21 protein-coding genes are annotated in these 25,599 nt (G+C 71.0%); 9 read left to right on the top strand and 12 right to left on the bottom strand.

Annotated features, from left to right (window positions below):
- The first annotated feature begins 42 nt into the window (after window positions 1-42).
- Complete coding sequence (locus tag PUR53_RS11545) at window positions 43-1,230, top strand: dipeptidase (RefSeq protein WP_329898800.1); 1,188 nt, start codon at window positions 43-45, stop codon at window positions 1,228-1,230.
- A gap of 150 nt (window positions 1,231-1,380) precedes the next feature.
- Complete coding sequence (locus PUR53_RS11540) at window positions 1,381-2,676, top strand: dipeptidase (protein ID WP_329908231.1); 1,296 nt, start codon at window positions 1,381-1,383, stop codon at window positions 2,674-2,676.
- A gap of 98 nt (window positions 2,677-2,774) precedes the next feature.
- Here the strand turns inward: PUR53_RS11540 and PUR53_RS11535 are convergent, their stop codons facing one another.
- Window positions 2,775-3,137, bottom strand: a complete 363-nt coding sequence (locus tag PUR53_RS11535; protein ID WP_329898802.1) for a VOC family protein — start codon at window positions 3,135-3,137, stop codon at window positions 2,775-2,777.
- 107 nt (window positions 3,138-3,244) lie between these two features.
- Here PUR53_RS11535 and PUR53_RS11530 point away from each other — a divergent pair, with 107 nt between their 5' ends.
- A complete protein-coding gene (locus PUR53_RS11530) occupies window positions 3,245-3,751 on the top strand; it encodes a CGNR zinc finger domain-containing protein (RefSeq protein WP_329898803.1) in 507 nt (168 codons plus the stop codon).
- A 185-nt stretch (window positions 3,752-3,936) separates the two neighbouring features.
- Here the strand turns inward: PUR53_RS11530 and PUR53_RS11525 are convergent, their stop codons facing one another.
- On the bottom strand, window positions 3,937-5,280 hold the full coding sequence (locus tag PUR53_RS11525) for a UDP-glucose dehydrogenase family protein (protein ID WP_329898804.1): 1,344 nt from the start codon (window positions 5,278-5,280) through the stop codon (window positions 3,937-3,939).
- Window positions 5,281-5,485: 205 nt separating this feature from the next.
- On the opposite strand from PUR53_RS11525, the gene PUR53_RS11520 reads away from it, so the two are divergent.
- Together PUR53_RS11520 and PUR53_RS11515 are read left to right on the top strand one after the other, a co-directional pair.
- On the top strand, window positions 5,486-6,643 hold the full coding sequence (locus tag PUR53_RS11520; protein WP_329908230.1) for an acyl-CoA dehydrogenase: 1,158 nt from the start codon (window positions 5,486-5,488) through the stop codon (window positions 6,641-6,643).
- Between the two features lie 105 nt (window positions 6,644-6,748).
- Window positions 6,749-7,114 carry a four-helix bundle copper-binding protein gene (locus tag PUR53_RS11515; protein WP_329895022.1) on the top strand — a complete coding sequence of 122 codons (366 nt, stop codon included), beginning with the start codon at window positions 6,749-6,751 and terminating at the stop codon, window positions 7,112-7,114.
- 68 nt (window positions 7,115-7,182) lie between these two features.
- Here PUR53_RS11515 and PUR53_RS11510 read toward each other — a convergent pair whose 3' ends face one another.
- Complete coding sequence (locus PUR53_RS11510) at window positions 7,183-8,457, bottom strand: LCP family protein (protein WP_329908229.1); 1,275 nt, start codon at window positions 8,455-8,457, stop codon at window positions 7,183-7,185.
- Between the two features lie 118 nt (window positions 8,458-8,575).
- Window positions 8,576-10,015, bottom strand: coding sequence for an LCP family protein (locus PUR53_RS11505; protein WP_443080291.1), 1,440 nt, complete (start codon window positions 10,013-10,015; stop codon window positions 8,576-8,578).
- 160 nt (window positions 10,016-10,175) lie between these two features.
- On the opposite strand from PUR53_RS11505, the gene PUR53_RS11500 reads away from it, so the two are divergent.
- Window positions 10,176-11,204: a glycosyltransferase family 2 protein gene (locus tag PUR53_RS11500; RefSeq protein WP_329908226.1), complete on the top strand. Its 1,029-nt coding sequence runs from the start codon at window positions 10,176-10,178 to the stop codon at window positions 11,202-11,204.
- Window positions 11,205-11,271: 67 nt separating this feature from the next.
- Here PUR53_RS11500 and PUR53_RS11495 read toward each other — a convergent pair whose 3' ends face one another.
- From PUR53_RS11495 to PUR53_RS11480, 4 genes are all read right to left on the bottom strand, one after another.
- Window positions 11,272-12,984: an LCP family protein gene (locus tag PUR53_RS11495; protein ID WP_329908224.1), complete on the bottom strand. Its 1,713-nt coding sequence runs from the start codon at window positions 12,982-12,984 to the stop codon at window positions 11,272-11,274.
- 289 nt (window positions 12,985-13,273) lie between these two features.
- Window positions 13,274-15,022: an LCP family protein gene (locus tag PUR53_RS11490; RefSeq protein ID WP_329908223.1), complete on the bottom strand. Its 1,749-nt coding sequence runs from the start codon at window positions 15,020-15,022 to the stop codon at window positions 13,274-13,276.
- Between the two features lie 244 nt (window positions 15,023-15,266).
- Window positions 15,267-16,463: an LCP family protein gene (locus PUR53_RS11485; protein ID WP_329895028.1), complete on the bottom strand. Its 1,197-nt coding sequence runs from the start codon at window positions 16,461-16,463 to the stop codon at window positions 15,267-15,269.
- A gap of 266 nt (window positions 16,464-16,729) precedes the next feature.
- Window positions 16,730-17,485, bottom strand: coding sequence for a TIGR03089 family protein (locus tag PUR53_RS11480; protein WP_329908222.1), 756 nt, complete (start codon window positions 17,483-17,485; stop codon window positions 16,730-16,732).
- Between the two features lie 120 nt (window positions 17,486-17,605).
- Here PUR53_RS11480 and PUR53_RS11475 point away from each other — a divergent pair, with 120 nt between their 5' ends.
- Together PUR53_RS11475 and PUR53_RS11470 are read left to right on the top strand one after the other, a co-directional pair.
- Window positions 17,606-19,063, top strand: a complete 1,458-nt coding sequence (locus tag PUR53_RS11475) for a peptidoglycan recognition protein family protein (protein WP_329908221.1) — start codon at window positions 17,606-17,608, stop codon at window positions 19,061-19,063.
- Window positions 19,064-19,228: 165 nt separating this feature from the next.
- On the top strand, window positions 19,229-20,311 hold the full coding sequence (locus tag PUR53_RS11470) for a nucleotidyltransferase family protein (RefSeq protein WP_239754965.1): 1,083 nt from the start codon (window positions 19,229-19,231) through the stop codon (window positions 20,309-20,311).
- Between the two features lie 196 nt (window positions 20,312-20,507).
- On the opposite strand, the gene PUR53_RS11465 is transcribed toward PUR53_RS11470, so the two are convergent.
- The 4 genes from PUR53_RS11465 to PUR53_RS11450 form a co-directional block, all read right to left on the bottom strand.
- Window positions 20,508-21,509, bottom strand: coding sequence for a DNA-3-methyladenine glycosylase family protein (locus PUR53_RS11465; protein ID WP_329908220.1), 1,002 nt, complete (start codon window positions 21,507-21,509; stop codon window positions 20,508-20,510).
- 194 nt (window positions 21,510-21,703) lie between these two features.
- Complete coding sequence (locus tag PUR53_RS11460) at window positions 21,704-23,020, bottom strand: coenzyme F420-0:L-glutamate ligase (protein ID WP_329908252.1); 1,317 nt, start codon at window positions 23,018-23,020, stop codon at window positions 21,704-21,706.
- A 65-nt stretch (window positions 23,021-23,085) separates the two neighbouring features.
- Window positions 23,086-24,045 (bottom strand): 2-phospho-L-lactate transferase, encoded by a 960-nt coding sequence (cofD, locus tag PUR53_RS11455; protein ID WP_329908219.1) that lies wholly within the window; start codon window positions 24,043-24,045, stop codon window positions 23,086-23,088.
- Window positions 24,046-24,152: 107 nt separating this feature from the next.
- Window positions 24,153-24,650, bottom strand: a complete 498-nt coding sequence (locus PUR53_RS11450) for a cysteine dioxygenase (RefSeq protein ID WP_329908217.1) — start codon at window positions 24,648-24,650, stop codon at window positions 24,153-24,155.
- Between the two features lie 626 nt (window positions 24,651-25,276).
- On the opposite strand from PUR53_RS11450, the gene PUR53_RS11445 reads away from it, so the two are divergent.
- On the top strand, window positions 25,277-25,540 hold the full coding sequence (locus tag PUR53_RS11445; RefSeq protein WP_003975777.1) for a WhiB family transcriptional regulator: 264 nt from the start codon (window positions 25,277-25,279) through the stop codon (window positions 25,538-25,540).
- Window positions 25,541-25,599: the final 59 nt, after the last annotated feature.

Below are 25,599 nucleotides of genomic sequence, written 5' to 3'. Positions count from 1 at the left end.
GGCGACATGACGGGGATCACGGGGGACACGGGGGAGATGGCCATGGCATCGCTGGAGGCGGCCCGGGAGCTGCTGCGGGAGTTCCCGGTCGCGGACGGGCACAACGACCTGCCCTGGGCGCTGCGTGAGCAGGTCCGCTACGACCTGGACGCGCGGGACATCGCGGGCGACCAGAGCGCCTTCCTCCACACCGACCTGGCGCGGTTGCGCGCGGGCGGGGTGGGGGCGCAGTTCTGGTCGGTGTACGTCCCCTCGCACGCCGAGGCCCTGCCGGGGGCCGTCCCCGCGACACTGGAACAGATCGACTGTGTACGGCAGTTGATCGACCGTCACCCGGCGGAGCTGCGGGCCGCGCTGACCGCCGCCGACATGGAGGCGTCCCGCGCCGAGGGCCGGATCGCCTCCCTGATGGGCGCCGAGGGCGGCCACTCCATCGACAACAGCCTCGCCACGCTGCGGGCGCTGTACGCGCTCGGCGTCCGCTACATGACGCTCACCCACAACGACAACATCGCCTGGGCCGACTCCGCGACGGACGAGGCGGCCGTGGGCGGCCTCACCGCCTTCGGCCGGGCGGTGGTGCGGGAGATGAACCGTGAGGGGATGCTCGTCGACCTCTCGCACGTGGCCGCGACGACGATGCGGGACGCGCTCGACACGTCCGTGGCCCCGGTGATCTTCTCCCACTCCTCGTCGCGGGCGGTCTGCGACCACCCCCGCAACATCCCGGACGACATCCTGGAGCGGCTCCCGGACAACGGGGGAGTGGCGATGGTGACGTTCGTGCCGAAGTTCGTGCTGCAGGCCGCCGTCGACTGGACGGCCGCCGCCGACGAGAACATGCGGGCCCACGGCCTGCACCACCTCGACACCACCCCCGAGGGGATGGCGGTCCACCGCGCCTTCGAGGAGCGCAACCCCCGCCCGGTCGCCACGGTGGCCACGGTCGCGGACCATCTCGACCACATGCGCGAGGTCGCCGGCATCGACCACCTCGGCATCGGCGGCGACTACGACGGCACGGCCTTCACCCCGGACGGCCTGGGCGACGTCTCCTGCTACCCGAACCTGATCGCCGAGCTCCTCGACCGGGGCTGGTCCCGGACCGACCTGGCCAAGCTGACCTGGCACAACGCGGTCCGGGTGCTGGGCGCGGCGGAGGACGTGGCCCGGGACCTGCGGACCCGTACGGGCCCGTCCAACGCGACGCTGGACCAGCTGGACGGGTGACACCGGGCGCCGTCCGGACCTCACCCGGGTGGCGTAGTGGCGGCCCCGCGACGGCCGTTCAACCCGAACGCCCCACCCACCAGGAAGGCGGGCGGCCTCCGTGCCACGGTGACGAGTACTGCGATCACCCAACGGCTACGGAGGTCCGCCATGGCAGATCTGCAGGACGAACTGCAAGCCGCGGGGGAGGCCGGCGAACTCGACACGCCCCCCACCACCACCCGCACCGGCCCCGACCGGAAACGCGACCGGCGCCCACCGGCGGCGGAGCCGATAGCCCCCGGCGACGGCGGCTACCCCGACGACGGGGAGGCGGACGACGTCCGCCACGGCGCAGCGGCCGACGTCCGCCGCGGTGGAGCGGACGTCGCCGGGAACCCCGGGGACGAAGCCGTCGTGGTGGCGGGACCCGCCGAGGCATCCCCGGCGCCCTCCCCCTCCTCGGAACTGGCCGAGGCGGACGCCTTCCTCGTCGCGCACCCCGTCGCCGACGGTTACAGCGGGCTGCCGTGGGTGCTGCGCCAGCTGCCCCGGTACGACCTGGAGCTGGGCGAGGGCGGTGTGGACACCGATGTGCCGCGCATGCGCAAGGGGCACATCGGCGCGCTGTTCTGGTCGCTGCACCTCCCGGAGGGCCTCGCGGGCGAACGGGCCGTGGGAGCCACGCTGGAGCAGCTCGACCTGGTCCGGACGGTCGTCGACGCCCACCCCGAGGGCCTGCGGCTCACCCACAGCGCCGGGGAGACCACCGACGCCCGCAACTGCGGACGCGTGGCCGTCCTGCTGGGCCCCGCCGGAGCGCCGGCCATCGGCGACTCCCTCGGCATCCTGCGCGCCCTGCACCTCCTCGGCCTCAAGGCCCTCACCCTCGCCGGCGCGTCCTGGGCGGGCGAGTCCGGGCTGAGCAGGTTCGGTGAGGAGGTGGTCCGCGAGATGAACCGCATCGGCGTCCTCGCCGACCTCTCCGGAGCCTCCGAGGAGACCGTCCGCCGGGCGCTCGCGGTCTCCCGCGCGCCGGTGGTGTGCACCCGCTCGGCGGCCGCGAAGCTGCGCGCCCACCCCGCCAACCTCTCCGACGACCTCCTCGCCGCACTGGGCGAGGCGCGGGGCCTGTGCATGGTGCCGCTCACCGCCGAGCAGACCGGCCCCTCGGTCCGCGACGTCGCCGACCACCTCGACCACGTCCGCTCGATCGCCGGCCCCGAGTGCGTCGGCCTCTCCGGCACCTACGACTCCGGCGCGGCCCATCCCCAGGACCTCACCGACGCCTCCTGCTACCCGCGCCTCGTCGCCGAACTCATGCACCGAGGCTGGTCCGAACCCGACCTCGCCCTCCTGACCTGGGGCAACGTCCAACGCGTCCTCCGCACGGCCGACTTCACGGCCAGGGCGGCACGCGACCGCCGAGAGGCCTCGACGGCGAGGATCGCGGAACTGGACGGTTGACGGGGCCACGCCCCGTCAGGGGCGCGGGGAACTGCGCGACCAGCCACGAACGACCCGCGGCCGCTCGGCTCCCCGCACCCCCTCCCGCTATCGCGCACTCAACTCCGGCAAAGGCAGAACGGATGCCCCGCGGGATCCGCGTACACCCGGAACCCCCGCTCACGGTCCGCCGCGTCCAGCACCGTCGCCCCCAGCGCGAGCACCTGCTTCTCCGCCGCGTCCATGTCCTCCACGTTCAGGTCGAGGTGGAACTGCTGCGACCGCTCCGCCGAGGGCCATTCGGGCGCCACGTACCCCGGCGCCTGCTGGAACGCCAGCCGCGCGCCCCCGCCCGGCACCTCCAGATCCACCCAGTCCCCCTCCCCGCTGACCTTCCCGCCGATCACCTCGGCGTAGAACCCGGCGAGCGCGGCCGGGTCGGGACAGTCCAGAACGACGACATCCAGCTTGGCGATGGCCATGGCCTTCTCCTTGCTCGTTCTCTGCTCACCTGAACTTCGTTACCTGCAGAGGAGGGTAACCAGTAACGGTTACCTTATGCACCCCCATAAGCGGTAACCTCGCGGACATGAGTGCAAGAGTGTCCGCCCCCGGCGGCCTGGCCCTCGTCGAGAGCCTGGTGAACACGCTGGACCTGGAGACGGGCGCCGACACACTGGAGACCCCGGAGGCCCGCGCCGGCCTGCGCCTGGCGGCGGACGAGGACCTCACGGCCGTACGCGAACTGCGGGAGTCCCTCCGCGCGACCCTGCTGGCCCACGCCGGTCACGCCCCGCACGGCCCGGTGACCCCGCTGGGCACCCTCCTGGCCGCGGCACCGCTCGTCGTCGTGGTCTCCGCCGAGGACGGCTCCGCGAGCCTGCGCCCCGCCGCCGACCCGGCGCCCCTGCTCTCCCGCGTGGCCGCGGCCGTCGCCGAGGCCCTCACGGCGGGCACCTGGCAACGCCTCAAGGCCTGCGAGGCCACCGACTGCCACTGGGCGTACTACGACCGCAGCCCGGCCGGACGCGGCCGCTGGTGCTCGATGCAGGTGTGCGGGGCCCGTGCGAAGATGCGCCGCTACCGAGCGAAGTAAGCGCTTCGCCCCCGCCGAGGGCCGGAACGGTGGACAATGGCGAAAGACGCCGTTCCGGCCGACTGAGCCTCGGCCGGAGCGGCGTCACCTCGCGTCGGCGGCGCATCGTCGGAGCCGCCTTACCGAAGTCGGGGCGCCTTACCGAAGCCCAGGGCGCCCTACGGGAGCCGGGGGCACCCCCGTCCCTACGCGGTCGGCCGCCCCATCGCCCGGTACGTCCACCCCGCGCGGCGCCACAGCTCCGGGTCCAGCGCGTTGCGGCCGTCCAGCACGAGCCGGGTCGACGCGACCTCGCCCAGTGCCGCCGGGTCCAGCGTGCGGAACTCCTGCCACTCCGTCAGGTGCAGCACGATGTCGGCGCCCCGTACGGCGTCCAGCGCGGTGTCGGCGTACCCGAGCGTCGGGAAGAGCCGCCGCGCGTTGTCCATGCCCTTGGGGTCGTAGACGGTGACCTGGCCGCCCTGGAGATGGATCTGCCCGGCCACGTTGAGGGCGGGGGAGTCGCGCACGTCGTCGGAGTCGGGCTTGAAGGTGGCGCCGAGCACGGCGACCCGCTTGCCCAGGAAGGAACCGCCGCCCAGCGCCTGCCGGGCCAGCTCCACCATCTGACCGCGCTGGCGCATGTTGATGGAGTCGATCTCGCGCAGGAACGTCAGGGCCTGGTCGGCGCCCAGCTCACCGGCGCGCGCCATGAACGCCCGGATGTCCTTCGGCAGACAGCCGCCGCCGAAGCCGATGCCGGCCCGCAGGAACTTCTTCCCGATACGGTCGTCGTACCCGATGGCCTCCGCCAGCTTGGCGACATCGCCCCCGGCGGCCTCGCACACCTCGGCCATGGCGTTGATGAAGGAGATCTTGGTGGCGAGGAAGGAGTTCGCGGAGGTCTTCACCAGCTCGGCGGTCGGGAAGTCGGTGAGGACGAACGGGGAGCCCTCCTCGACCGGCGTCGCGTACACCTCCCGCAGCAGCTTCTCGGCCTTCTCGCTGCGCACGCCCACCACGATCCGGTCCGGGTGCAGCGTGTCGTTCACGGCGAAGCCCTCGCGCAGGAACTCCGGGTTCCAGGCCAGCTCGGCGTCCTCCCCGGCGGGCGCGTGCTCGGCGAGATACGCGGCCAGCCGGTCGGCGGACCCCACCGGCACCGTCGACTTGCCGACGACCAGCGCCGGGCCCGTCAGATGCGGGGCGAGCGAGGCGAAGGCCGCGTCGACGTAGGACATGTCGCAGGCGTACTCGCCGTGCCGCTGCGGGGTGTTCACACAGACGAAGTGGACGTCACCGAAGGCCGCGACCTCGGCGTAGTCGGTGGTGAAGCGCAGCCGCCCGCTCGACCCCTCGATCCCGGCGACGTGCTTGCGCAGCAGCTCCTCCAGGCCCGGCTCGTACATCGGGACCTCGCCCCGCCGGAGCATGTCGATCTTCTCTTCGACGACATCGAGCCCGAGCACCTCGAACCCCAGCTCGGCCATGGCGGCGGCGTGCGTCGCGCCGAGATAGCCGGTGCCGATCACGGTGATCTTGAGGGCCATGGGTGCTCCTGTGCTGTCCGGCCGAGGGTGCTCGCGCGTGCGGGAGACGTGCGCTGCCTGAGCATAGTCGGGGCGTGTTCGAGCCCTTCACCGGGCAGATTCCCCGGGGGCCGCGGCCTGTCGTCAAACTCACGTACCAGTCCCTTGAGCAGCCCTCTAAAATTGCGTTACTTAACGGTAGTTAGCGTCAGGAGCGTGAGAGACCTTGGCCGGATCGGCTGATTTCGACCTGTACCGCCCGTCCGAGGAGCACGACATGCTCCGTGACGCGATCCGTTCCCTCGCCGAGGCGAAGATCGCGCCCCACGCCGCCGCCGTGGACGAGGAGGCCCGCTTCCCGCAGGAGGCGCTGGACGCGCTGGTCGCGGGCGACCTGCACGCCGTGCATGTGCCCGAGGAGTACGGCGGCGCCGGCGCCGACGCGCTCGCCACGGTCATCGTGATCGAGGAGGTGGCCCGCGCCTGCGTGTCGTCCTCCCTCATCCCCGCCGTCAACAAGCTCGGCTCGCTGCCCGTGATGCTCTCCGGCTCCGAGGAGCTGAAGAAGAAGTACCTGGGCCCGCTCGCCAAGGGCGACGCGATGTTCTCGTACTGCCTCTCCGAGCCGGACGCGGGCTCCGACGCGGCCGGGATGAAGACCCGCGCGGTCCGCGACGGCGACCACTGGATCCTCAACGGCGTGAAGCGCTGGATCACCAACGCGGGCGTCTCCGAGTACTACACGGTCATGGCCGTCACGGACCCGGAGAAGCGCTCCAAGGGCATCTCCGCGTTCGTCGTCGAGAAGTCCGACGAGGGCGTCTCCTTCGGCGCCCCGGAGAAGAAGCTCGGCATCAAGGGCTCCCCGACCCGCGAGGTCTACCTCGACAACGTGCGCATCCCCGCCGACCGCATCATCGGCGAGGAGGGCACCGGCTTCGCCACGGCGATGAAGACCCTGGACCACACCCGCATCACCATCGCGGCCCAGGCCCTCGGTGTCGCCCAGGGCGCCCTCGACTACGCCAAGGGCTACGTCCAGGAGCGCAAGCAGTTCGGCAAGCCGATCGCCGACTTCCAGGGCATCCAGTTCATGCTCGCCGACATGGCCATGAAGGTCGAGGCCGCCCGCGCCCTGACCTACCAGGCCGCCGCCAAGTCCGAGCGCGGCGACAAGGACCTCACCTTCCAGGGCGCCGCCGCCAAGTGCTTCGCCTCCGACGTCGCCATGGAGGTCACCACGGACGCCGTCCAGCTCCTCGGCGGGTACGGCTACACCCGCGACTACCCGGTGGAGCGCATGATGCGCGACGCCAAGATCACCCAGATCTACGAGGGCACGAACCAGGTCCAGCGCATAGTCATGGCGCGCAACCTGCCGTAACAACCCCCTCCGGCGCGGTGGCGGGCGGGGGCTGGGAGGCGTAGGACGGAAGGTGCGCGGGGTCCGGCCCCGGACCCCGCTCTCCCACCACCCCCAGGAGGAGCCATGACGCAGCAGGCCGGGAACATGACCGCGATGAGCAAGGAGATGCAGGACTGCGTCGACGCCTGCATGACGTGCCACAGCATGTGCGAGGAGACCATGAGCTCCTGCATGCAGGCCGGCGGACAGGCCCAGATGCAGATCATGCGTGCCCTGATGGACTGCGCCGAGATGACCCGTATGTGCGCGGACATGATGATGCGCCGCTCGCCGCTGTCCGCCGAGATGTGCGCGATGTGCGCCCGCGCCTGTGACATGTGCGCCGAGGCGTGTATGTCCATGCCGGACGACCAGCAGATGATGCGCTGTGCCGAGGCGTGTCGCCGCTGCTCCGAGATGTGCCGGACGATGGCGGGTGCGACCGCCTGACCTGCCGGAGACGACTGAGGGGCACCCCCTGCGACAGGAGGTGCCCCTCGGTCACGTCGTCCGCCGGGTCAGTTGCCCGACACCGTCACCGTCTCGTCGTTCTTCAACTGCTCCACCAGTTGCTTCACCTTCGCGGTGTCCCACTGGAGGTTGCCGTTGGCGGAGTTGCCGGAGATCGGCATGTTCATGGACTTGCCGTCGCCGCCCGTCACGCCCTTCATCGCCCAGAACATGTCGGCCAGGTCGAACAGGCTCATGTCCTTGTCGACGATCAGGGTGTCCAGGCCCGAGCTCATCGTCGGGTATAGCTTGAACGGGTTCAGCACCGTGCTCGGCGTCGCCGTCTGGCTGGCGAGCGCCGCGAGGAACTTCTGCTGGTTCTTCGTTCGGTCCAGGTCGCTGCCCGCGAGGGCGTAGCGGGTCCGGACGAAGGCGAGGGCCTGCTCGCCGTTGAGGGTCTGCTTGCCCGCCTCGAAGTCGGCACCGGACTTGGTGTCCTTCATGCCGCCCTTCGGGATCTCGATCTCGACCCCGCCGACCGCGTCGACGATGTTCGCGAAGCCCGCGAAACCGATCTCCACGTAGTGGTCGATGCGCAGCCCGGTGTTGGCCTCGACGGTACGGACGAGCAGCTCGGGTCCGTCCTCCGCGTACGCCGCGTTCAGCTTCACCTGGCGGCCGGTGCCCTTGTAGGTCTTGCCGGACTCGGAGCCCACGAACGACGGTATCTCGACGTTCGAGTCACGGGGCAGCGAGACCAGCGTCGGGCCGTTCGAACCGGTGTGCAGGATCATCATCGAGTCCGTCCGCTTGCCGTCGGCGGACCCGGTGTGGAGCTCCTTCTTCTGCTCGTCGGACAGGCCCGCACGGCTGTCGGAGCCGACGATCAGGTAATTGGTGCCCTCGCCCTCGTCCGGCCGCTCGATGACCTTGGAGAGGTCGACCTCGCGGTTCAGCTTGGAGTCGGCCCAGAAGTACGTGCCGATCGTCGTCGCGAGCAGCACCACGGTGACCGTGATCGCGGTCAGCTTGATACGACGCCCCCAGTTCGGCGCGCCACGGTCGCCCCGGCCGCCCCCGTGACCACCGGAGCCGCCCGCGCCGCCGGCGCCGTAGACCTGGCCGGTGTTGTAGTCGCTGGTGTAGCCGCCGCCGTACTGGTCGGGGCCGCTGTTGCCGTAGCCGTCACCGTACGAGTCGCCGTACGACGGCTGCTGCGGCACACCACCCTGAGGGGGTGCCGACGGGCCGCGCCGGACCTGGCGCATCACGCGCGGCCCGTCGGGCTGGGCGTAGTCGCCGCCGCGGTTGTTGCCGGACCATCCCTCGGGCCAATCGTTCATGCGCCCCAGTGTGCCGCGTCCGGCTGTGCCCTTTACAAGGGTCGACGAAAAACCAAGGCCGTGCTGTTGCCAAGCTGACACAAATCGCACGCAAGTCGAACGGTCGGGGGCAGGCCCGTCAGGCGCAGGAGACCTGGTCGCCCCGCACCACTCCCGACTCGCCCTGGTCCGGGTTCTCGGCGCGTACCTTGCGGACCTGCTCGAAGTCCGTGCCGGCGACCACCTTCATGGTGGGGCCCTGGGCGCGGACCGGCCGGAGCTCCGAGCCCGGGAGGGCGGCCGCGAGGGAGCGGGCGGAGCGGTCCCAGCGGGGGTCGTAGAAGACCTGGGTGCGGGTGGCGTTCGGCTGCGGGGCGTTGACCGGGGCCTTGGTGGTGCGGAAGCCGGTGGCGGCCAGCTGATGGTCGACCTTCTTGCCGAGGCCCGCGACGGCGGTGCCGTTCTCGACCTGCACCCGGATCTGCTGCGGGGCCACATCGACGAGCGTGTACGTGCCGCGCGCCTTGTAGGGGGCGAGCGGACGGTCGTCGCGCAGCGCCTCGAAGAGGCGGGCGGCCTTGGCGTCGTCCCACTTCAGCGTGGAGCCGACCCCCGCCACGGCGTACCCCATACGGCCGATGGGCACCGTGGTGAACTCCGACGAGGCCGGTGAGAGGTTGCGCAACGCGCGGCCGAGGTCGATCAGCTCGCCGGTGCCGAACTCCTTGTCGGCGCGGACCGAACCGAGGACGGCCTGGGTGATGTCGCGGAACTTCATCGGGTTGAGCAGAACCCCGGAGGAGGTCGCCTGGGACATCAGGGACGCCATGAACCGCTGCTGGCGCTTCATCCGGCCCAGGTCGGAGGAGCCGTCGGCGTGCCGGGAGCGGACGTACTGGAGGGCCTCGCCGCCGTCCAGCTCATGGGTGCCCGCGTCCAGGTCGAGACCGGTGTAGGAGTCCTTGAGGGGGCGGGTGGTGCAGATCTTGACGCCGCCGAGGACGTCGACGGTCCGCATGAAGCTGGTGAAGTCGACCTCGACGTAGTGGTCGATCTTCACCTTGGTCATGTGCTCGACCGTGCGCACGGTGAGCTGCGGCCCGCCCTCCGCGTAGGCCGCGTTCAGCTTGATCGGGTGCGAGCGCTGGACCTTCCCGGTGGCGCGGTCGGTGTGCTCGGGCGTCTCGGCGTACGAGTCGCGCGGCAGGCTCACGATGCTCGCGCGCTCCCTGTCCTCCGAGATGTGCACGATCATCATCGTGTCCGTGCAGTGGCAGGGGGCACCGCCCAGCCGGTACTTGCGCCGCTCCTGCTCGCTGATCCGGTCGCGGCCGTCGGTGCCGACCAGCAGCACGTTCATGCCGTGGCCGGCCTCGGGGCGGTTCTTCATGTCCTTGAAGGCGTCGACCCGCTTGATCTCGCCGTCCAGGCGGGTCACCACCGCGTGGCCGATGCCCGCGGCGGCCAGCACCACCACCGAGAGCGTGGTCACCGCCCGCATGGCCCAGCTCCGCCGCCGCGGAGGCACGGGGGGCCGGGGCTGCTGCGGACGGGCTGGACGGCGGGGCGGTGTGGACACGGGGGACACCTCCGCGAGACCGGTCGGGGGAAGGGGGCGCAGAAGAGGGAGGGAGAAGCCAGAGAACCTTGAGCACCGTAGGGTCCCGGCATCCGCGCCCCGCGCACGCGACCGGGCGGCGCGCGTTCGTGTCCCCCGTTCGCGGTAACGTGAGCCCCCTATGAACGCCAAGCCCGACGTGCAGCTCCCCGCCGTGTCCGTGATCATGCCCGTCCTCGACGAGGAGCGGCATCTGCGCGGAGCCGTCCAAGCGATCCTCGCGCAGGAGTACGCCGGCGAGATGGAGGTCGTGATCGCCCTCGGTCCGTCCAAGGACCGCACGGACGAGATCGCGGCCCAGCTCGTGGCCGAGGACCCGCGCGTGCACACCGTCCCGAACCCCACCGGACGTACGCCCGCCGCCCTCAACGCCGCGATCAAGGCCTCCCGCCACCCGATCGTGGTCCGGGTCGACGGCCACGGCATCCTCTCGCCGAACTACATCGCCACCGCCGTACGGCTCCTGGAGGAGACCGGCGCGCAGAACGTCGGCGGCATCATGCACGCCGAGGGCGAGAACGACTGGGAGCACGCGGTCGCCGCAGCGATGACCTCGAAGATCGGGGTCGGCAACGCCGCCTTCCACACGGGTGGGCAGACGGGACCGGCCGAGACGGTCTATCTGGGGGTCTTCCGGCGCGAGGCGCTGGAGCGGCAGGGTGGCTACAACGTGGAGTTCATCCGCGCCCAGGACTGGGAGCTGAACTTCCGCATCCGTGAGGCGGGCGGCCTCATCTGGTTCTCGCCCGAGCTGCGGGTGTCGTACCGGCCCCGGCCCAGCGTGAAGGCGCTCGCCAAGCAGTACAAGGACTACGGGCGCTGGCGGCATGTCGTCGCCCGCTACCACGAGGGCTCCATCAACCTGCGCTACCTCGCCCCGCCGACCGCGGTGTGCGCGATCGTGGCCGGCACCCTGGTGGGCGCCCTGCTGACCCCGCTGGGCTTCGTCGTCCCCGGCGGCTATCTCGCGGCGATCGTGGCGGGCTCGATCCCGGCGGGCAAGGGGCTGCCGCTCAAGGCCCGCCTCCAGATCCCCGTCGCCCTCGCCACCATGCACATGTCGTGGGGCTTCGGCTTCCTCACCAGCCCCACATCGCTGGCGAAGAAGGTCATCGCCTCCCGCCGCCCGGCGGTGCTGACCGAGAGCTGAGCACCGAGCACGTACGAGCGGGGCCCCTCCCACCGCCGGGAGGGGCCCCGCTCGACGTTCCAGGCACTCACCAGGTGAACGCCGGATTGACCTTCATACAGGCTTCCTTGTTCGCGCCGTTGAGGGCGTCCGCCGACTTCGGAGTCGTGTCGTCCTCCTTCTCGGCCTCGTACGTCTTCCCCTCGCGCCAGTCGGCGCCGACGACGAGCGTGACACCGCTGACGTTCGTGGACTTCTCCACCTGGCCCAGCGGGATGCCGAGGGCCTTGGCGACCGCCTGCGCGTCACCCTCCAGCTCGGCGCTCGGGTACCGCACGACCGTCTTGTCCTCGGTGGTCGCGGTGGCCGAGTCGGACGAGGACTTGGCGAAGCCGTCCTCGACGAGCAACTGGGACACCGTGTGCGCGCGACCCGCGACCGGGGCGAGGGTGGAGGTCATGGTGCCGTTGATCACCAGCACCCCGATCTCGTCCTTCGCCGCCGCCGGGTCGTCGGAGGTCGCGTCCTCGGTGGTGGTCTTCTTCTTGTCCTTGCCGTCCAGGGCGATGTCCTCGCGCACCAGCCGGAACAGCTTCTCCGCGTCGCCCTCCTTCGGCACGACGCGCGCGCCGGAGTACGTGTACGGCATCGTCGTCATCGTGATCCGGGCCGGCTCGACCTTGCGCAGCTCCGTGCTGAGGTCGTAGAGCTGGGCGACGTCACCGAGGCCCTCGTCGACGGTGAGCGCGTCGGTGGCCTCCTCTGCGAGCCTGCGCAGCTTGTTCGGGTTGGTGATCGTGGCGTTCTCGCGCAGTTCGCGGACCATCGCGTTCATGTACTGGTGCTGGGCCTTGGCGCGCGCGATGTCGCTGCCGTCCTCGAAGCCGTACCGGGTGCGCAGCCACTGCAGGGCCTGCTTGCCCTGGATGTAGGTGGTGCCCTTCTTCAGCTTCAGCCCCGAGCCCTTGCCGTCGCTGGTGTGCGAGTAGATGTTGGCGTCCACGCACACCGGCACCCCGCCGATCGCGTCGGCCATCGACACCACACCGGAGAAGTCGACCATCATGAAGTGGTCGATGCGGATCCCGGTCAGCTTCTCCCAGGTGGCGACCGAGCAGCCGGGGCCGCCGCGCTCCAGCGACTGGTTCGTCATCACGTGGGTGAGCGCCTCGTACACCTCGCCGCTGTCGGGGTCGGTGCACTTGGGGATGTCCAACAGGGTGTCGCGGGGCATGCTGACGACCGACATGTTGGTGCGGTCCGCGGACAGGTGCAGCAGCATCTGGACGTCGGCGAGGGCCGGCCCGTTGAAGTTCTCCTTGGCGCCGCCGAGTTTCTGGTTCTCCGCGGTGTCCCGTGCGTCCGAACCGATCAGCAGGATGTTCAGCGGGGTCTGGCCGGCCGCGTTCGGCGTCGGCTCGGCGATCTTCGTGTCGCCGAGGTTCAGCTTCTCCTTCTTGATGTTGCCGTTGAGGTGCTGGTAGTAGAGATAACCGGCACCGGCGGTGCCGAGTATCACGACCGCCAGGACCGTCGCCGACCAGCGCAGCGCCCGTCTGCGTCGGGGCCTCCCCGCGGCCTTCGCGCGCCCCCGTCCGCCACCGCCGCCGCCGTCGCGGCGCTTCCGTCCGCCCTGCCCGGGGACCCTGACGTCCGCGTCACCGTCCGAGCCGGACGAGTCGCCCTCCTTCGGATCCGAGCCGGACGAGTCGCCCTCCTTCGGATCCAGGTCCCCGTCCCGCTCGCCGGGTTCGTCGACACGCGGTCGCCCCCCGTCCCCGCGCACGTCGCTCCGTACCATCTCCCTGCCCCTCCCCACCCTGCCGTGGCGGGGCCGTCCCCGCCTCCTGTTGGACCGTCGAGAACCCAACCGGGATGTACTCATGTTCTGTTGAACGCGTCATGTGTTCCGACCGGATGACATGCGGACACGGTTCGGCACGGCGGCACTCGCCGCCCCACGGCACTTCGACGACATTCGGAACCGACCGGGCGGGGGCGTCCTCGCGCCCGCCCGGTGCACCACCGGATCTTTCGACTGTCTTGCGCTGCTCGCGTCGGGTTAGACGCGCCACGACCCCGTCAGGTCATCAACTGGCGCACTTTTCCTTGTCCGCGGTGTTCTTCTGGACGTCCAGATCCGTCGCCGAGCCCCCGCTCAGCGGCACCCCGGCTCCCTTGAAGTCCTCGCCCAGGGTCAGCACCATCGAGGGCAGGCCCTGGGAGTTGGTCTCGCTGTTGCCCTCGCCGGGCTTCAGCGCGGACGCGGACAGACCCATGAGGTCGGCCAGCTTGCGTGCCTGGTCGGCCTGGTCCGGGTCGTACGCGAGGGTCGTCTTCGTCAACGTCTTGTCGGCGTTGCCGAGCTGGCTGGACTTGGTCACGCCGACATCGTTCTGCAGCCAGCTGAGCGTGGCCTGTGCGCTGCCGGCCTTGGCACCGCCGTTGTAGACGCTGACCCGGACCTCGGAGGCGTCGGCGCGCTTGCCCTTGAGCTTCGCGGCCTCCTTCTCCTTGGCCTGCTTCTTCACCTCGGTGAGCGAGATGTCGTTCCTGATGGTCTCGAAGAGCTGCTCCGCCTTGCCCGGCGTGGGCAGCACGGTCGCGCCGTCGGTGTTGTCGACGACCGGCACGGTGGTGAAGGTGATGTTCTTCGTCTTGACCTTGCCGACCTCCTGGCCGAGCGAGGCCAGCTTCTTGATGTCGGTGATCCTGGAGTCGACGGACAGTGCCTTGGTGGCAGCCTCGGCGAGGTTCACCACCTTCGTCGGGTCGGTGAGCGTGTCCTGCGACTTCATCTGGCGGATCATCGAGCTGAGGAACTGCTGCTGCAGCTCGATCCGGCTCAGGTCGCTGCCGAGGCCGACGCTGTAGCGGGTGCGCAGGAAGGCCAGCGCCTCCTCGCCCTCGATGCGGTGCTTGCCCGCGCTGAGGTCCAGCTTGGACTTGGAGTCCTTGATGTCCTTCTCCAGACACACCTCGACACCGCCGATGGCCGTGGAGAGCGTCTTCACCGCGTTGAAGTCGGCCACCATGAAGTGGTCGGGGGTGATCCCGGTCAGCTCGGTGACCGTGCGCATCGTGCAGCTCGGGGTGCGGCCGTCCTGACCGAGGCTCGTGTTGAACCGGACGTTGGAGGTGCCCCGGATGTTCTTCTTGGAGCCGTCCTCCTGTGTGGTGAGGCAGTCCGGGACATCCACGATCATGTCGCGCGGGATACTCATCGCGGTGGCGTTCGAACGGTCCTTGGAGACGTGCAACAGGATCGTGGTGTCGGCGTGGCCGACGCTGTCCTTGTCGCCGTAACTCCCGTTGCCCGCGCCGGTCCGCTTGTCCGTGCCGATCACCAGCAGGTTGATCGCCCGGTCCTTGCTGAAGCCGCCGGTGCTCGCGCCGTCGTCCGAGATCTTCTGGATGTTGTTGTTCAGGTGCTGGTAGTAGAGGTAGCCGGCGGCGCTCACCCCGACCAGCACGAAAGCCAGCGTGCCGCCCGTCCAGACCAGTATCCGCTTGCCCGTCGACTTCTTGGGCTTCGTCTTGCCCCGCCCGCCCCGGCGACCCGGCAGCGGCTCCTCCTCGGGCGTGCCCCGCCGACGCCGGGGTCCCGGCAGCGTGTCGGGGATCTCCCGGGTGTCCGTGCCCGCCGACGCGGAGCGCGTGGACGTACCGCCCGCGGCCCTGGCCCCCGCCGCGGCGGGCGCGGCCCGACGCGGCCTCGGCACCGCCGACTGCGGTGCGGAAGGAGTCAGTCGCAGTTCGTATTCACCGGTGTTCGGGTTGAGTACCCACTGGTCTGCGGGGTCGATGTCGTCCGCCCGCCCACGGCCTTGCGCGTCCACGGTTGTCTGATTCCTCCGTCGGGGCCACGCGGCGTCTTCCCCCTCAAAAGACGCTCGGGTCTCGATGCAAGTGGTGCGTGGCCGGAAGGCCTGGCGCACCGGATCGCTCACACTAGCCGCACGATCAGGCGCCGAGCGACGGCGGTGACAAATTGCACGTCCCTACAACCGGGCAATCCGCCCATTTCCTAGAGCATTTGTTCCTGCTGTTGACGTGTGCTTTACCTGCGGAACCCCTCCGGAGTCATCCGCAGTCCTCCTCGGCGGCCGTACTGCCACGGAAAGTCGGTACCGGATCCGGTGTCCCGGAGAGGCTTCCCGAAAGCTCTTCCGAATGCCCTTCCCGGGCCCCGTCCGGCAGTTCTCGCGCCACCGCCACGGGTGCGTCGGCGCGCAACCGTGCGAAAAGGCTCCGCGCCGCGGGCTCCACGAGCTCGTCACGATTGGCGTCGTACGCATACGACTTCCGGGGAACGGTCAGGAATTGCACCTTTTCCATGGGGATCGTACGCAGGCCGCGCACCAGGTCGTAGAGCCCGCGCAGACTCGCCAGCCCCGGGTCCGTGGTGAGTGACGAGGTGGCCGCGTCGAGCACCGGATAGAGCTTCACGGGATTCAGCAGGACGTCATTGCCGCGCACCTTCGCTGCCAGCGCCGCGAGGAAACGCTGCTGCCGGTCGATCCGCTCGGTGTCGCTGCCGTCGCCCAGTGACTTGCGGGCCCGCACATATCCCAGTGCCTGTTCCCCGTCGAGCTTCACCCTGCCCGCCGGCAGACGTAGTTCGGCCTGTTTGTCGTGAATGGGTTCGGCGAGACACACCTCGACCCCGTCCACGGCGTCGACCATCTCCTTGAAGCCGTGGAAGTCCACCACGATGTGATGGTCGACACGAATATCCGTCATCCGCTCGACCGTCCGAATGGTGCAGGCCGAACCGCCGCTCTGGAAGGCGTAGTTGAACATGGTGAACACCGGTTCGGTGCGACTGCCGTCCGGTCGCCGGCAACTCGGCACGTCCACCATCAGATCCCGTGGCAGCGACACCGCGGTCGCGCTGCGCCGGTCCGCCGCGAGATGCAGCAGGATCGTCGTGTCGGAGCGCTCGGTGCCCGAATCGCGCCCGTACTCGCCGTTCTCGTCCCCCGACCGCGAGTCCGACCCGATGACGAGGATGTTCTGCGCGCCCCGCACCAGCGCCGTCGGCCGCTCCTTCTCGTACCGCGCCAGCTCGTCCGCCGCCGACCGGTCCGAGGTGATGTTCCCGTCCAGCTTCTGGTACGCCGCCCAGCCCACCCCCAGGGCTCCGACGACGACCAGGGCGGCGCCGCTCGCCACCCACCGCCCCCACCGCCGTCGACGCCGACGCCGGGGCCCGAGCCCGGTGGGCGAACCGCCCGCACCGGGCCCCAGCCCACGCGCCTGCCCTCCGACGTCGTCCACTTCCGGCCACCCCTCACGGCGTACGAGCGAGTCGTTGCTCTTACGACGATGGCGCGAGAGGGGGCAGGGGGGCGGCCGGGGCTAGGCCGAATGGGGGAGGGGACGGCGCCTTGTGGCTGATGGGCGAGGGCAGCCGCGCCCTTCAGGGGCGCGGGGCTGTGACATATGCGGCTCCGCCGCGTGGGCGCGAGCAACCACAACACACCCGCAGCCGCCCACCGACCTCGCCCCCACGGCGCCACCGCGCACAGGTCATCCAGAACGCGTCACCGAGAGACCGAAGTGACCCGCTCGCTCTCGATCCGCTTGGCGAGCGCGTCCTCACCCGCCTGCTCCAGATGCCGGCACAACACCACGGACCCCCCACTGGCGAGCGGCCCGTACAACCCCGCGGCCAGCCCCTCCCACGTGTCGTACCCGAGCCCCGACAGCAGCCGTGACCCCGGCCCCGTCAGCCCCAGCCCGGCCGCGTCCGCCCGGGCCCGCTCGACCACCTCGGCCCCGCTGAACTCCCGCCCGGCCACGACGAGCGCCGCCTCCTCGGGATCCACCGGCGCGTATGCCACGAACCGGTCCCCCTGCGAGGGCACCTCGACGGCGTAGTCGGCGAACCCGGCGGGCACCTGCGGGAACCGCCCGCCGAGCGGCCGCAGCGCGAGCGCGACGCGTTCCCCGGAGCACGCCCGGGCCGCGTCCAGCGTGTCCGGGCCGCTCACCACGAGGTCGGCCGCCGCCGGGTCCCCGCCGACCTCGGCGACCACCCCCACCGACGAACACGCGAGCAGCCACACCGCCGTCTGCCAGTGGGCCGGCAGCAGCAGCGCGACCCGGTCGCCGGGCTCCGCGGACAACTCGCCCTGGAGGAGGTTGGCGGTCTTGGCCACCCAATTGGCGAAGGTGGCCACGGACAATTCGACCCGCTCGCCCGTGGCGTCGTCGTAGAAGGTCACCAGCGGGCGCGCGGGATCCGCGGCCAGCGCGGATCGCAGCAGGTCGGCAGGGGTGCGGTCGGTGGCGTTCATCCGCGTAAGCGTACGCGGGGACCGCCGTGCCCGTGGGCCCGGGCGGACCGGAAGGCTAACCGGTTCGGCGGAGCGGAGCCGACAGTCCGTCAATTCCGCGATGGACATATATGTATGACTATGTCCAGGATCAGACGCATGCGTAGATCACGATTCCTCGCGTCCTCGATCGGCGTCACCTGCGCGGCGGCACTCGCCCTCCCGGCGGCACTCCCGGCGACGGCCTCCGCGGCGACCCCGACGGACTCGTCCTCCACGGCGATCCAGGCTCTGGCGCAGCCCTCGACCCCCACCCGTCCGCTCGCGCTCGCCCCGGCGGCCGGCAGCACCCAGTCGCTCCCCCTCGTCCCTCTCGGAGTGGACCGCAACCTCGGCCCCGCCGCTCCCGAACAGGGTCTCGGCAAGCGGGACGTACGCTCGTTCTCCCTGGTCGGCGTCGTCTGGGACAACCCGGACGCCGAACTGGAGGGCCGCGTCCAGGTCCGTACCCGTGCGACGGACACCGCCCGCTGGTCCGGTTGGCAGGACGTCGAGACGCACAACCACGAGCACGCCGCCGACCCGGACACCGCCGAACGCTCCTCGGGCCGGGTGCGCGGCTCCACCGCCCCGCTGTGGGTCGGCGACTCGGACGGCGTAGAGGTGCGCGTACGCGCCGAGATCCGGGGCCGTACGGCCGCTCCGGGTGTCCAACTGCTCCCGGACGGCCTACGTCTGGAGCTGGTCGACCCCGGCGTCGCGGCCTCCGACGGCGCTGCGGGACCGGCGGCCGTGACGGGCGCCGCGCACACCACGGAACCCCCGCCCGTCGGCACCGTGGACACCCCGAGGCTGGGCGCGCTGACCGTCGAGTCGGCTGCCGCCTCCGCCGTCAACGCCGACCTCGCGCCGCTCGGCTCCACCACGATCGCGGCGCTGTCGCGCAAGGAGACCGTGGAACGGCTGGCGACCGCGGTGCCCGGCGCGAAGCCGTACATCGGTCCGCGTCCCCGTATCGTCACGCGGGCCGGCTGGGGCGCCGACGAGAAGCTGCGCGAGCGCGACTTCCGGTACACCAAGCGGGTCAGCGCGGCCTTCGTGCACCACACCGCGTCGGGCAACAACTACAAGTGCGCGCAGGCGCCTTCCGTCATCCGCAGTATCTACCGCTACCACGTCGTGAGCAGCGGCTGGCGCGACATCGGCTACAACTTCCTCGTCGACAAGTGCGGAAACATCTACGAGGGGCGCGCGGGTGGTGTCGCCAAGGCCGTCATGGGTGCCCACACCCTCGGTTTCAACACCAACAGCATGGGCATCGCGGTCATCGGCAGTTTCGGGACCACCAAGCCGCCCGCCGTCTCGGTCAAGGCGGTCGCGCAATTGACAGCCTGGAAACTCGGTCTTTACGGGGCGAACCCGAAGGGCAAGACATACCTGACTTCTGGTGGCGGCAATCTCTACCCAAAGGGTAAGAAGGTACGACTGAACGTGATCTCCGGCCACCGTGACGGGTTCGCGACCGAGTGCCCGGGGGGGCGCCTTTACGGAAAGCTCGGTACGGCCCGCTCGGAAGCCGCCCGCTTGCAGGGCCGGTGACCGGCCGGAGGTCACTCCGACACGACACACCGCACAGGTCGAGGGCACGCCCGCCGTGCCCTCGACGGCTTTCCGCACGGCCACGAAGGCGCCATGGAACGGTCTGCATACACTGGCCGGTCGAATGACAGTTCGGCCGGTCCCGGCAGGAAGCAGAGACGACAGGTGACAGAAGCGATCCTCCTGGTCGGCGGCAGAGGTACCCGGCTGCGTCCGCTCACGGTGCACACTCCGAAGCCCATGGTCCCGGCGGCCGGAGTCCCTTTCCTCACCCACCAGTTGGCGAGAGCCAGAGCGGCGGGTGTCGACCACATAGTCCTCGCCACCTCCTACCTCGCCGAGGTCTTCGAACCCCACTTCGGCGACGGTTCCGCCCTCGGCCTCCACCTCGAGTACGTCACGGAGGAGGAGCCCCTGGGGACGGGCGGCGCGATCCGCAACGCCGCCTCGCACCTCCACTCCGGCCCCGAGGACCCCGTCCTCGTCTTCAACGGCGACATCCTCACCGGCCTGGACATCCGCCGGCTGGTCGCCACCCACGAGACGACCGGCGCGGACGTCTCCCTCCACCTGACCCAGGTGACCGACCCTCGCGCCTACGGCCTCGTCCCCACCGACGACACGGGCCGCGTCCTGGCCTTCCTCGAAAAACCCCAGACCCCCGAGGAGATCGTCACCGACCAGATCAACGCGGGGGCGTACGTCTTCCGCCGCTCGGTCATCGACACGATCCCGGCGGGCCGCCCGGTCTCGGTGGAACGCGAGACGTTCCCGGACCTGCTCGCCGCGGGCGCCCACCTCCAGGGCATGGTCGACTCCACGTACTGGCTGGACCTCGGCACTCCCGCGGCCTTCGTCCGCGGCTCCGCCGACCTGGTCCTGGGCAGGGCCCCGTCCCCGGCCGTCCCGGGCCGCTGCGGCGACCGCCTGATCCTCCCCACCGCCCGGGTCGCGGGCGACGCCAAGCTGACCGGCGGCACGGTGGTGGGCGAGGGCGCGTTCGTCGGCGAGGGCGCCCGGGTCTCCGGCAGCACGGTCCTGGCCGGCGCGGTCGTCGAACCCGGCGCCGTCATCACCGACTCCCTCATCGGCGCCCGCGCCCGCATCGGCGAACGCTCCGTCCTCACCGGCACGGTCGTCGGCGACGGCGCGATCATCGGCGCCGACAACGAACTCCGCACGGGCGTACGCGTCTGGTGCGACGCGCAAATCCCCACGGGCGCGCTCCGCTTCTCGTCGGACCAGTAACTGCCGGGTGAGTCGGCCGGGTGCGGCTGGGTGGGGCTTCTCGCGCAGTTCCCCGCGCCCCTGAAAGGCCTACGGCCTTTCAGGCCGAAAAGCATGGGGCGCAGCCCCTGCTTTTCAGGGGCGCGGGGAACTGCGCGACCAGCCCCCACCGGACGGACGTCTGGGGGCCGAAGGGGCGCAGCCGGGGGCGGGGGCGCTACAACCGCCCGATATCCCCCCGAGGCATCCGCGGCACCCTCCGAGCCGGCACCCGCCCCGACAACAGAATCAACCGGGCCGCCCGATGCCGCTGCCCCACATACGGCTCCAACAACGACAACATCACCGAGTCATCCGCATCCCGATCCCCCGCCAACGCGAACCCCACGATCCCCGGCAGATGCAGGTCCCCGACGGTCACCTCGTCCGCCGCCCCGTGACTGCGCTGCACGGTCTCCGCCGAGGTCCACGGCCCGATCCCCGGCACCACCTCCAACCGCGCCCGCGCGTCCACCGGCGACATCCCCACGGCCTCCTCCAGCCGCGCCGCCACCCGGACCGCCCGCAGGATCGTCGACGCCCGCTTGTCGTCGACCCCGGCCCGATGCCACTCCCAGGACGGGATCAGCGCCCAGTCCCGCGCCCCGGGCATCACACACATCCGCCCCGGCACGGGCCCCGGCGCAGGCTCCCCGAACTGGCGTACGAGCAACCGCCACGCCCGATACGCCTCGTCCGTCGTGACCTTCTGCTCCAGCACCGACGGGATCAACGACTCCAGCACCAGCCCGGTCCGCGTCAGCCGCAGCCCCGGCCGCCGCCGCCAGGCCATCGCCACGATCCGATGCCGGGGTGCGAAGGCCTCGGGCTCGTCCGACGCGCCGAGCATCGTGGGCACCTGGTCGAGCAGCCACTCGGCCCCCGGTCCCCAGGCTTCCGCCTCGACGACCCCGCCCCGCAGCGCGACCCGCAACGTCCCGGCGCCGACCGGCGTACGCGTGGCCCGCCACACGGACCCGTCCGGCGTGGCCCGGAAGGTCGGATCCCCGGGCCCCCGCCGCAGCGGCCCCAGCACGAGCCCCAGATCGAGCGCCCCCTCGGGCACCCAGCTCCGCCGCCGCCCGCCCACGGCCCCCTGCCGGGGCACCCCACCGGATACGGCGACATGCCCACCCCGCACGGTCGTACGAGTGGGCCGCTGAGGAAACCGTCCGGCCACGAAGAGGTCCTAGCTATCGAGGGGCGCCCTATGAGCGTAGGGGTCTTTCAGGAGCGGGGGGAACCACGCAGCGGTGACGCCCCAGGGGCGCGGGGAACTGCGCGAGAAGCCCCACGCAGCCGCACCCGCCCACTGTCCGAGCCACCTCGAACCATAGGCGCCCTGAACCGTAAGCGCCCGGCCCCACTCACCCGTCACCGAACCTCGATGAACGCCCCCGCATCCCGCTCCGCCCGCGCCGCGGGCGCGGCCGCCGCGTGCCCCACAGCCACCGCCCCCATCGGATCCCACCCCTCCGGCAGCCCCAGCACCTCCCGCACGACATCCCGGCAGAACATCGTCGACGACACCCACGCCGACCCCAGCCGCTCCCCGGCCAGCGCGACGAGGAAGTTCTGCACCCCGGCCCCCGCGGCGACCACGAACATCTCCCGCTCGGCCGCGTCCCGCCGCGCGTCCCCGTAGACGTGCGACCCGTCCATCACCAGACACGGCACCACCAGATACGGCGCGCCCCGCAGCACCTCCCCGCGCCGCACCCGCTTCGCGATGGACTCCTCGCTCTTGCCGTCCCGCCGCAGGTCCGCGACCCACGCGTCCCGCATGGCGTCGAGCAGCCGTACCCGTGACTCCTCGGACTCCAGCAGCACGAACCGCCACGGCGTCGTGTGATGCGGCGCCGGCGCGGTCACGGCCGCGGCCACGGCCCGCCGCACCGCGCCGGGGTCGACCGGCTCGTCCGTGAACGCCCGCACCGTACGCCGCTGGGTCACCGCCAGCCGTACGGCCTCGGAGGTGCCGAGTCGGAACATGTCGTCCGCCGCGCCGCGCACGAGCGCCCGGGTCCCCTCGCCGGCGTCCTCGACCACCACGTGCCCGAGCCCCCGGACGACGGCGACGGGCAGCCCGGCGGCCTTGCCCTTCACCAGGTCACCGGCGCCGGCCAGCTCGTCGGCGGTGGCGACGACGGTCGCGCTGAGCGGATTGCCGTGCGCGTCGGTGCCGCCGCGCAGGTCGTCGAGGACCCGCACACCGGCCGCGCCGATGGCTACGTCCGTCAACCCGCTGCGCCAGGGCCGCCCGAACGTGTCGGTGACCAGCACGCCGACCTCGACGCCGAGTGCGTCCCTGATGCCGTCCCGGATCACCCGCGCGGAGGCGTCGGGGTCCTCGGGCAGCAACAGCACGGTCCCGGAAGGGGTGTTGGACGCGTCGACCCCGGCGGCGGCCATGACCAGCCCCTGCCGGTTCTCCACGATCCGCAGCGCCCCGCGCCGGGCCACCACCCGCACGGTCTCGGCGTCGATCGCGGCCTCCCGGTCGACCGCCTCGACCACCCGTCCCTCCGCCTTGGACACGATCTTGGAGGTGACGAGCACCACGTCCCCGTCGGCCAGCCCCGGTTCGGCGGCGGCTATCAGCTTGGCCAGCTCGTCCCCCTGCTGGACCTCGGGAATCCCCGTAGGCGCCCAGACCCGGTAGGCGGGACCGGGCAGACCGTCTCCACCCAAGGCCGCGCCCGACGCACCCCCGAGGTCCCGCGCTCGCTGTGACTCCCGGGCGTCCCGCGTATCGCTCACGCTCCCCGCACCTCCTCCGCCAGCGCCAGCGCCTCACGCGCCATCTCCGCCGTCGCGTCCACGTCGGTCATCATCAGCGGCACGGCCCGGCACCGTATCCCGGCGGCCTCCACACGCTCGACGACGCCCGTGTCGACCGTGTCGACGAGCCAGCCGTCCAGCAGCCCGGAGCCGTAGTGCTCGGCGACGGCGGCGGCCGTGGACTCGACGCCGACGGCGGCGAGGACCTTGTCGGCCATACCGCGCACGGGCGCGTCGCCGACGATGGGGGAGAGGCCGACGACGGGAACCCCGGCCTCGGCGATCGCCTCCCGGATGCCGGGCACGGCGAGGATGGTGCCGACGGAGACGACCGGGTTCGACGGCGGGAAGAGGATCACGTCCGCCTCGGCGATCGCCTCCAGGACCCCGGGCGCCGGCTTCGCCTGCTCGGCGCCGACCGGCACGATCGCCTCGGCGGGCACGGAGGCGCGCAGTCGCACCCAGTACTCCTGGAAGTGGATCGCCTTGCGCTCGCCGTCCACCTCGACGGCGACATGGGTCTCGACGCGGTCGTCCGTCATCGGGATGAGCCGCACGCCCGGCTTCCACCGGTCGCACAGTGCCTCGGTGACGGCGCTCAGCGGATATCCGGCGCCGATCATCTGGGTCCGCACGATGTGCGTGGCGAAGTCCCGGTCGCCGAGCCCGAACCACTCGGGCCCGACGCCGTACGCCGCGAGCTCCTCCTTGAGGTGGAAGGTCTCGTCGGCCCGGCCCCAGCCCTGCTCCTCGTTGATGCCGTCGCCGAGGGTGTACATCACCGTGTCGAGGTCCGGGCAGACCTTCAGCCCGAAGAGGTGGATGTCGTCCCCGGTGTTGCCGATGACCGTGATGTCCGCGTCCGGCACGGCCCGCTTCAGACCACGCAGGAACCGGGCACCACCGATGCCGCCTGCCAGAACCACAATGCGCATGGCACTCAGTCTCGCAGGCGGGTACGACAGCGGGTCGTCCGGCCGCGATCACGGCCGGTTTCGCGCGCTCCCGGTGGACGGTGGGCCGGCAGGGCCCTGCCGGCCGCTCAGGCCGTGACCGTCGCCGCCCCCGCCGCGCAGGCCTTCGTGTGCATCGGCATGTCCGTCAGGCCGGGGTAGTACACGTGCAGGCTGATGGCCGGTTCCAGCGTGTCGTTGACGACCTCGTGCGCGTAGCCCGGCGCGAACACCCGCTGCGCGCCCGCGCCGAGCACGCGCGTGCCCCGGTCGGTGCGCTCGGTCAGCGTGCCGTCGAGCACGGTCAGTACGCCGGAGGAGCCCCCGTGGTCGTGCAGCCCGGTGCCCTGTCCCGGCACCCAGGACAGCAGCCACACCTCGTACCCGGGCCCGGTCTGCAGCCGGTGGTACCAGCGCGTGGTCGCGTCGTACTCGACGAGGTGCTCCCAGCGGGAGCGGTCGTCGGCGAGGGAACGGGCCAGGCCGGCGAACTCGGCCACGGTGACCGGGTGTTGGCGCGGCGCCTGGAGGAGGTGGGGTACTTCGAGGAGGTCGCCGGCGATCTGGAGGTCGCTGTCGCTGTTCATGAAGAGAGGTGGTCCTCGACGATGAGTGCGTGGGGGAGGGCTGGGTGTCGCGTGGGGAACAGCAGCCGAGCCGGGACGGGCTCAGCGGCAGCCGGAGCGGGTGAAGCTCAACAGCTGGGACAGCAACAGCTACAGCGGCAGCGGGCAGCACCGTGGGACCCGGCGGTGCGGGTCGAGGTGAGTGCCAAGTGCGCGAGCATGCCCACAAGCACAGCGGTTCACACCTCCGCTGTCAACTTCACGTCCGGTATGTGGATGCCGGTTCACCTCTTTCGGTGCATCCGGGCGGTGAAAGGTTTGTGCTGGGGGAGTCGGGGACACATGGCGCACATCCCGCAACGAGCGAGTGGGATCGAGCCGGAACGAGATCGAACTCCTGGGCGTCTTTCCCCGTAAGGAAGGGTGATCCGGTGAGAACTCCCCTCTGCGGCCACGCTGCTGTCAGGGTTTATGCCGATTTGAACACTTTCCGCATAGCCTTGGTTCCGCAGAGTGAATAAGGGGCTCAATAGCAGATCTCGGCTTGACTCGCCCGTAGCAGCACACTTGTAATTTCACTCGTGTCGTTCAGCCGAAATCGGTAACGGCCGCACGACGGGGACGCGAAAGACGGACGAGGGGCGCACATGACCGAGCTCGTGCAGCAACTGCTGGTCGACGACGCGGACGAGGAACTCGGCTGGCAGGAGCGCGCGCTGTGCGCCCAGACCGATCCCGAGTCCTTCTTCCCCGAGAAGGGCGGCTCGACCCGCGAGGCCAAGAAGGTCTGCCTCGCCTGCGAGGTCCGCTCCGAATGCCTTGAGTACGCCCTCGCCAACGACGAGCGGTTCGGCATCTGGGGCGGCCTGTCGGAGCGCGAGCGCCGCCGCCTCAAGAAAGCGGCCGTCTGACCCGTCCCGGCACATCCGACCCGTCCCGGGAACAGTCGAACAGAAGCAACCGAACATGT

It is taken from the genome of Streptomyces sp. SP18BB07 (genome assembly GCF_036322545.1).
In the GTDB taxonomy this organism is placed as follows: Bacteria; Actinomycetota; Actinomycetes; order Streptomycetales; family Streptomycetaceae; genus Streptomyces; species Streptomyces deccanensis.
Note: the sequence above shows the minus strand (reverse complement) of the source record. Positions and strands in the feature narration are given on the sequence as shown.

Excerpts from the sequence above, each read along its gene's own strand:
- PUR53_RS11545 (WP_329898800.1), top strand. The coding sequence starts at position 43 with ATGGCATCGCTGGAGGCGGCCCGGGAGCTGCTGCGGGAGTTCCCGGTC.
- PUR53_RS11540 (WP_329908231.1), top strand. The coding sequence starts at position 1,381 with ATGGCAGATCTGCAGGACGAACTGCAAGCCGCGGGGGAGGCCGGCGAA.
- PUR53_RS11535 (WP_329898802.1), bottom strand. The coding sequence starts at position 3,137 with ATGGCCATCGCCAAGCTGGATGTCGTCGTTCTGGACTGTCCCGACCCG.
- PUR53_RS11530 (WP_329898803.1), top strand. The coding sequence starts at position 3,245 with ATGAGTGCAAGAGTGTCCGCCCCCGGCGGCCTGGCCCTCGTCGAGAGC.
- PUR53_RS11525 (WP_329898804.1), bottom strand. The coding sequence starts at position 5,280 with ATGGCCCTCAAGATCACCGTGATCGGCACCGGCTATCTCGGCGCGACG.
- PUR53_RS11515 (WP_329895022.1), top strand. The coding sequence starts at position 6,749 with ATGACGCAGCAGGCCGGGAACATGACCGCGATGAGCAAGGAGATGCAG.
- PUR53_RS11510 (WP_329908229.1), bottom strand. The coding sequence starts at position 8,457 with ATGAACGATTGGCCCGAGGGATGGTCCGGCAACAACCGCGGCGGCGAC.
- PUR53_RS11500 (WP_329908226.1), top strand. The coding sequence starts at position 10,176 with ATGAACGCCAAGCCCGACGTGCAGCTCCCCGCCGTGTCCGTGATCATG.
- PUR53_RS11495 (WP_329908224.1), bottom strand. The coding sequence starts at position 12,984 with ATGGTACGGAGCGACGTGCGCGGGGACGGGGGGCGACCGCGTGTCGAC.
- PUR53_RS11480 (WP_329908222.1), bottom strand. The coding sequence starts at position 17,485 with ATGAACGCCACCGACCGCACCCCTGCCGACCTGCTGCGATCCGCGCTG.
- PUR53_RS11475 (WP_329908221.1), top strand. The coding sequence starts at position 17,606 with ATGTCCAGGATCAGACGCATGCGTAGATCACGATTCCTCGCGTCCTCG.
- cofD (WP_329908219.1), bottom strand. The coding sequence starts at position 24,045 with ATGCGCATTGTGGTTCTGGCAGGCGGCATCGGTGGTGCCCGGTTCCTG.
- PUR53_RS11450 (WP_329908217.1), bottom strand. The coding sequence starts at position 24,650 with ATGAACAGCGACAGCGACCTCCAGATCGCCGGCGACCTCCTCGAAGTA.
- PUR53_RS11445 (WP_003975777.1), top strand. The coding sequence starts at position 25,277 with ATGACCGAGCTCGTGCAGCAACTGCTGGTCGACGACGCGGACGAGGAA.